This window comes from Specibacter cremeus (assembly GCF_003946885.1).
Taxonomy (GTDB): domain Bacteria; phylum Actinomycetota; class Actinomycetes; order Actinomycetales; family Micrococcaceae; genus Specibacter; species Specibacter cremeus.
The window spans coordinates 15,404-21,723 of the sequence record NZ_RWKQ01000030.1; the positions used below are offsets into that span (position 1 = coordinate 15,404).

Annotated in this window: 4 protein-coding genes, 1 pseudogene and 1 CRISPR repeat array; of the genes and pseudogenes, 4 read left to right on the forward strand and 1 reads right to left on the reverse strand. The window is 66.8% G+C overall.

Annotated features, from left to right (window positions below):
* The first annotated feature begins 33 nt into the window (after positions 1-33).
* Positions 34-732: direct repeats of the CRISPR family, unit length 28 nt; unit sequence GGCTCATCCCCGCGATCGCGGGGAACAC.
* Between the two features lie 51 nt (positions 733-783).
* Positions 784-2,202 (reverse strand): IS66 family transposase, encoded by a 1,419-nt coding sequence (gene tnpC, locus EJC77_RS12525; RefSeq protein WP_125613107.1) that lies wholly within the window; start codon positions 2,200-2,202, stop codon positions 784-786.
* A gap of 613 nt (positions 2,203-2,815) precedes the next feature.
* Between tnpC and EJC77_RS12530 the strand changes: the two genes are divergently transcribed.
* The 4 genes and pseudogenes from EJC77_RS12530 (at position 2,816) to EJC77_RS12540 (ending at position 5,921) form a co-directional block, all read left to right on the forward strand.
* A complete protein-coding gene (locus EJC77_RS12530; protein ID WP_205787231.1) occupies positions 2,816-3,250 on the forward strand; it encodes a hypothetical protein in 435 nt (144 codons plus the stop codon).
* A 433-nt stretch (positions 3,251-3,683) separates the two neighbouring features.
* Positions 3,684-3,785, forward strand: a pseudogene (locus EJC77_RS21690) (helix-turn-helix domain-containing protein); the annotation flags it as partial.
* Positions 3,786-4,089: 304 nt separating this feature from the next.
* Positions 4,090-5,103 carry a DDE-type integrase/transposase/recombinase gene (locus tag EJC77_RS21695; RefSeq protein ID WP_164520402.1) on the forward strand — a complete coding sequence of 338 codons (1,014 nt, stop codon included), beginning with the start codon at positions 4,090-4,092 and terminating at the stop codon, positions 5,101-5,103.
* Complete coding sequence (locus EJC77_RS12540) at positions 5,100-5,921, forward strand: ExeA family protein (protein WP_125613113.1); 822 nt, start codon at positions 5,100-5,102, stop codon at positions 5,919-5,921. Before EJC77_RS21695 ends, EJC77_RS12540 begins: the two co-directional genes overlap by 4 nt.
* Positions 5,922-6,320: the final 399 nt, after the last annotated feature.

The window sequence follows — 6,320 nt, forward strand, 5'->3', positions numbered from 1 at the left end:
TCGCCGGAGTATACGGCGACGGTGCACCCGTCCGGCTCATCCCCGCGATCGCGGGGAACACTTCCTCCAGGGGGATGCACGGGGTTCCTTGGAGGGCTCATCCCCGCGATCGCGGGGAACACGAGATCGGGGACTCGGTGTCCCAGGCGCGGTACGGCTCATCCCCGCGATCGCGGGGAACACGCCGTTGCCCGAGCGTCCGCCAGCGACTTCTCAGGCTCATCCCCGCGATCGCGGGGAACACGGGCACGTCAGCGAGTCGACGACCACGCTGAGGGGCTCATCCCCGCGATCGCGGGGAACACCGTCCAGCGACTCAGCAGTGACGCCCCAGAGGGGGCTCATCCCCGCGATCGCGGGGAACACGAGGGTTTCGCGAAGGGCGGGATCGTCAACCCGGGCTCATCCCCGCGATCGCGGGGAACACCTTACGCACCCCCGTATCTGTCCCCCCAGGCGCGGCTCATCCCCGCGATCGCGGGGAACACCAGGCCAACAACGAGCTGACCGCGACGGACATGGGCTCATCCCCGCGATCGCGGGGAACACTACAGGACGGTTGCGGCCAGCGTCAGGTTCGAGGGCTCATCCCCGCGATCGCGGGGAACACGGACAGGCGGCGCTTCTCCGAGATCGGCGGCAGGGCTCATCCCCGCGATCGCGGGGAACACAAGATCGCATCGAAGACTGGCTTCAGCGTAGCGGGCTCATCCCCGCGATCGCGGGGAACACCCGGCCGGCAGGGGTAACTGCTCAGCTGGTTTCGTGGGCGCGGTGGCGGTTTTAGCTGGTGGCTGGTTGCCAGGGGTTGCCGTTGTGGAGCATGGTCATCGCTTCGAACGCTGTTTGGCCTTGTTTGGCGGCGGTGGAGAGGTAGGAGCGCAGCCGGCAGAACGCGTCGGCGCCGGCCATGCTGCGTAGCCCGCCGGAGACCTTCATCTTGATCTTCAGCGGCCGGATGTCACGCTCGGACCCATTATTCGAAAACGGGACCCGCCAGTCGGTGGCGTAGCGCAGCACCTCCTCGCGGTGGCCGTCGAGGCGGTCGAGCAGGTTCACGTGCTTGGGCCGTTTCGTGGCGTGCTTGCCCGGGGAGAACCCGGGGTTTGTCGCCCACCCGGCCTTGATGAGGGCTTCGTATCGTCGCCGATACGTCGCCAGCAGGGCGGGGGCGAACGCTGTCCCGCCGGCATCCCGGGCACGGTGGGCGACACGGTTGATCTCGGCCAGCAGCCGCTCCAAGGGCTCTGCCCAGCCGTCCTGCCCGTCGACTTCGGAGCCGGCCACCAACTCACGGGACAGGTGCGCGCCACATGCCGCGTGGATGACATCCAGGTTCCAATAAGCCCTAAAGAAGTCGGTGACCAACACGGTCGTAGGTTTGAGGGCCGTCAGCACCCCGGCGTCCTCCATCCCCGCATATCCGCGCTTGCGGGAAACCGTGTACCGGGTCAACTGATCGGTGCGCGCCGCGTGCACCCACACCAGTTTGCCGTTCACCCGGATCCCCGTCTCGTCGGCACCAAGCACCTCCGCCTGGGACAACCCCCGGACCAGGGTCTCGTCGACGCCGTCCAGGCCGGCGGCCGCCGCCGCCTGCCAGCTGACCAGGGAGCCCTGGCTGACCGGGGCCCCGACCACCTCGCCCATCAGCTCCGCGGTCCGCTGCAGGGGCAGGTGCTGGACGGTGAGCAGGTACACGCCCAGGGCCCGGACCCGGGGCCCGTACTGGACCGGGGCCCCGACCCCGGCCGGGGCCTGGGCCATCGTCACGCACCCGCACGAACACCGCCGGTGCTCGATCCGGTGCTCGGTGGTCCACACCGTGATCGGCGGCAGGTCAACAACCTGCCGGGACTCGGTGGAGACCACCGGCGCCCCCGCCAGCGACTCCCCGCACCCGCCACACATAGCCGGTGCATGGATGAGGACCTCATCCGGGGCCGTGACCTGCTCCAGCGTGTGGCCCGTGTGGCCGGGCTGACCGCCCGAAGGCCGGTCGGTCTTTTGCCGGCGCGACCGCGGGGCCGGCTTCTCATAGCCCTCACTGGACGGCGGCCTCGACGAGTTCCGCGGAGACTGGCCCAACCGGGCCTCCAACTCCGCCACCCGCTCCGCCAGCACCTGATTCGCGCGCTCTTGCCTGGCCACTGTTTCCTGGAGCCCAGCCACCAGCAACCGCAGCCGAACATTCTCAACCACAAGCTCCTCATACGACGGTGACGTGCCCACACCCCCAGAATCCGCCTTCGGCCGCCCCAGTCAACGAGGCGCGCCGCACACCACCAAAACCACCTGAGTGGTTACCGGCAGGGTCATGTCCCGGATAGCCTTGGGCTCATCCCCGCGATCGCGGGGAACACACGACGTGGAATCGTACGTTGAAGGCTGGGTTAGGCTCATCCCCTGTTGCGCGTCGCATTGGTTGACGTTGAGTGGTCGCGTTCCTTGCCGATGAGCCCGTATTGGGTGTTTTCCCTGGGTGGGCCTTGACCTTGGTTCGTTGGCGGCGTCAGGCTGACGACAGGCCTGTTAGTTAAAGCAAACGACCCGGTGCCAGATTCGAAGCCGCACCGGGTCGTTCCAACGCGAAAAGAGTCGCGCTGTGCTCACCGTAAGTGAAGATCCTGGCACTGTCGAATCTGATCTGGATGGGGGGCGCCTGGGCTGCCCGGATTGCCCCGGCAAGCTGCGCCGTTGGGGTTTTGCCAGGGCGAGGGTCATCCGGCATGGCACCGCGGTGGTGGAGAACCGAACGATCGTTCCACGCCGGGGGCGCTGCGGGGGCTGCCGGGCCACGCATGTCCTGCTACCCGTGTCCCTGGCTGCGCGCCGGGCCGACGGGGCCGCGGTGATGGCGGAGGCCATCGAGCTGAACACCGTTCTGGGGCACGGGCATCGGAAGATCGCGGCTGTGCTGGGCCGCCCGGGGAGCACGGTGCGGGACTGGCTGCGCGGTTACAGGGCGAATATCGCGGCGATCCTTACCAAATTCACTGCCCTGGTGCACCGGGGCGCGGCGGATGCTCCCGGGCTGTGGCCGGCCCCGGCATCCACCCCTGGTGCCAACGCGTTATCGATGCTCATGGGCTATGCCACAACTCTGGCCCAGTATTCTTCCCGGCGCAGTTCCCTTGTCAGCGTGCCGTGGCATTACGGTGCGCTGATGGGGCACGGGCCGTGGTTCTTCAGCGCCACCGGTTGGCCCGCTGCGGTGCAACACCAACCCGCCCTGCCGCCTGGGCGCTGATAGGGCAAAGGTGGGAGTGAAGTACCGGAACCCGTCAAAGGCCCCGGTACTTCCTACTGGTTTCCCCTTACCGAAAGGACTTTTGACGATCATGAGTGCCCCAGCCTGTGAACCCCAACAGCTTCAACCTGTCCACGCAGTGCCCATCGCGCCGGCACCCGACCGACCGGCCCCGGCCCCCGTGCCGGCAGCAGCCACCGGTCCGGCCGGCAGGACCGGGGACATCCAGACTTCACAAGCCACCTCGGCCGTGCCGGTGCTTTTACCGGTTTCCCCGGTGCCGGCTTCCAGGAGCCCGCGGGCCACGGGGCCGTTGATGCGCAAGGAACACCGCGATGAGATCGCTCTTTTCAGATATCAATTGGTGCGTGAGGCCGCGGATCCGTCGCTGAGCACGCGCCAGCGCGGGCCCCTGGTGCGGGCACTGGCCACCATGGAGCACCCCTGGCCATACGGCGGTACCCGGCGCTACTCCCGCGAAACCCTGGACCGCTGGATCAAGGCCTGGCAGCAGGAGGGATTCGACGGGCTCAAACCCGAGGAACGCGCCCAAGGCCCGGTCACCGACGCCCGGGTCCTGCTGCTGGCCGAGACCCTCAAGCGGGAGCGGCCGAACCGGACCGCGGCCCAGGTCAAACGGATCATCACCGAAACCCTGGGTGCGGCACCGTCGGAAACGACCCTGCTGCGCCACTTTAGGGCGAAGAACATTTCCACCGGCGTCCCGGCGGTGGCCACCGGCCGTTTCGAAACGGACCATTCCAATGAAATTTGGGTTGGCGACGCCCTGCACGGCCCGCGCCTGGGGGGCCGGAAAACGTATCTCTTCGCGTTCCTGGATGACCCACTCCCGCATGGTCACCGCCGCCCGCTGGGCCTATGCGGAGGACTCGGTACGCCTCTCCGCGGTGTTGCGCCCGGCCCTGCAAACCCACGGCATCCCCTCCATCGCCTACCTGGACAACGGCAGTGCCTTTGTTGACAAGGCGCTGGGAAGAATCTGTGCACGGTTGGGGATCCGCCTGACCCACTCCGCCCCCTACCGGCCGCAGGGACGCGGTAAGATAGAGCGCTTCTTTCGCACTGTCACCAGCCAGTTCCTGGGTGAAATCACCATCACCGACCAGCCCATGCTCCCCGGCACCACCCCGGCCGAAACCGGCACCACCGGCGGCGTCTGCGGCAGCGGGGTCAGTGCCGGCAGTGAGGTCAGCTCCTTGGAGGAGTTGAACACCTTGTTCACCGCGTGGGTGAACATGGTCTACCACCACACGGTGCACTCGACGACCGGGCAGAGTCCGCTGGCGCGGTGGGAGGCCAGCTGGGAACACCGCACCCCGGTACGCAAGCCGCTGGAAGAGATCAGGGAAGCCTTTTTGTGGTCCGAAACCCGCCAGGTCACCAAGACCGCCACCATCTCCCTGCACTCGAACACGTACCAGGTCGATCCGGTGCTGGCCGGCACCCGGGTGGAAGTCGTTTATGACCCCTTCGACCTGGGCGCGGACATCACCGTCAATTCCCACCTGGGCGTTCCCGCCGGGATCGGCACGGCCCTGGACATCCGCCGGCACGTTCACCCCAAGGCCGTCAACGCCGCCAAGGACGCCGACCAGGCCGCGGTGAACGTCACCTCCGGCATCAACTACCTGGATCTGATCGCCACCCGCCACATCCAATCACTGACCGGAACCCCGATCAGCTTCGCCGACATCCAAAACATGAACCAACCAGCCCCAACCACGGCGCCCCGGCTGCCAGCGCCCTGGGAAGGCGCCGGCGACATGGAACCGCTCTGGAACACCGACGATCAGACCATCGGCATTGCCGGGAACGGGGAGGGAACCCGATGAGTTCCATCACGAGCCTGCAAAATTATTATGGCTTTACCAGAACCCCGTTCGGCCGTGACATCCCGCCGGCGGCCCTGCACACCCACCCCGGCCACCGCGAAGCAGTCGCCCGCATCGGGTGGTGCATCGACCAACGCCAAATGGGCGTGATCACCGGGGAAGTCGGAGCCGGAAAGACCGTGGCCGCCCGCGCCGCCCTCGCCCAGCTGGAACCCTCCCGCCACCAGGTGATCTACATCCCCGATCCGACCATCGGGCTACGCGGGATCCACACCAGCATCGTCACCGCCCTCGGCGCATCCCCGGCGTTCTACTCCGGCGTGCTCGCCTCCCAGTCAGCATCCCTGCTCGCCGGGGAACTCGACGAACGCTCCCGCCTGCCGGTCATCGTCATCGTCATCGACGAAGCACACCTCCTCGGCAACCAGGACCTGGAAGCCCTGCGCATGCTGACGAACGTCAATCTCGATACGGTCTCGCACTTCGCGCTGCTGCTCATCGGCCAGCCCACCCTGCGACGGCGCCTGAAACTAGCGGTGCTGGCCGCCCTGGACCAGCGCATCGGCACCCGGTTCACAATCAACGGAATGGGACCGGAAGACACCACCGACTACATCAAGGGACACCTCGCCTACGCCGGCAGATCCGACCCGCTCTTCTCCGACGACGCCATCAGCGCGATCCACCACGCCTCACGCGGCTACCCGCGCTCCGTGAACAACCTCGCGGTCTCCGCCCTGCTCGCCGCCTACTCCGCACAGAAGAACATGGTCGACCAAGCCGCAGCACAATCGGCCATCAGCGAATCCAACGAATAACCACAATCCCGGCACCAATGACGGTGGCCACGTCACCATGACAACGAACGCCCCGCCAGGAACCCCCGGCGGGGCGTTTTCACACCCCGGCCATCGGCATCCTGGTTGACGCCTACATCGTCAAATAACGCGACGGGTAACAATCCCCGCGATCGCGGGGAACACGCACTTGGCTTACTACAACGCGAAAATACCGACGGCTCATCCCCGCGATCGCGGGGAACACGCCTTGGGTATTCTCATGGAAGCGCTGGGAGTGGGCTCATCCCCGCGATCGCGGGGAACACGTCAAAGGTGAACATGGGTTGGATCCTATCTGTAGGCTCATCCCCGCGATCGCGGGGAACACTCCTCTCGGAATGCCAAGCTTGTCTGTTACCGAGGCTCATCCCCGCGATC

Excerpts from the sequence above, each read along its gene's own strand:
- EJC77_RS21695 (WP_164520402.1), top strand. The coding sequence starts at position 4,090 with ATGACCCACTCCCGCATGGTCACCGCCGCCCGCTGGGCCTATGCGGAG.
- EJC77_RS12540 (WP_125613113.1), top strand. The coding sequence starts at position 5,100 with ATGAGTTCCATCACGAGCCTGCAAAATTATTATGGCTTTACCAGAACC.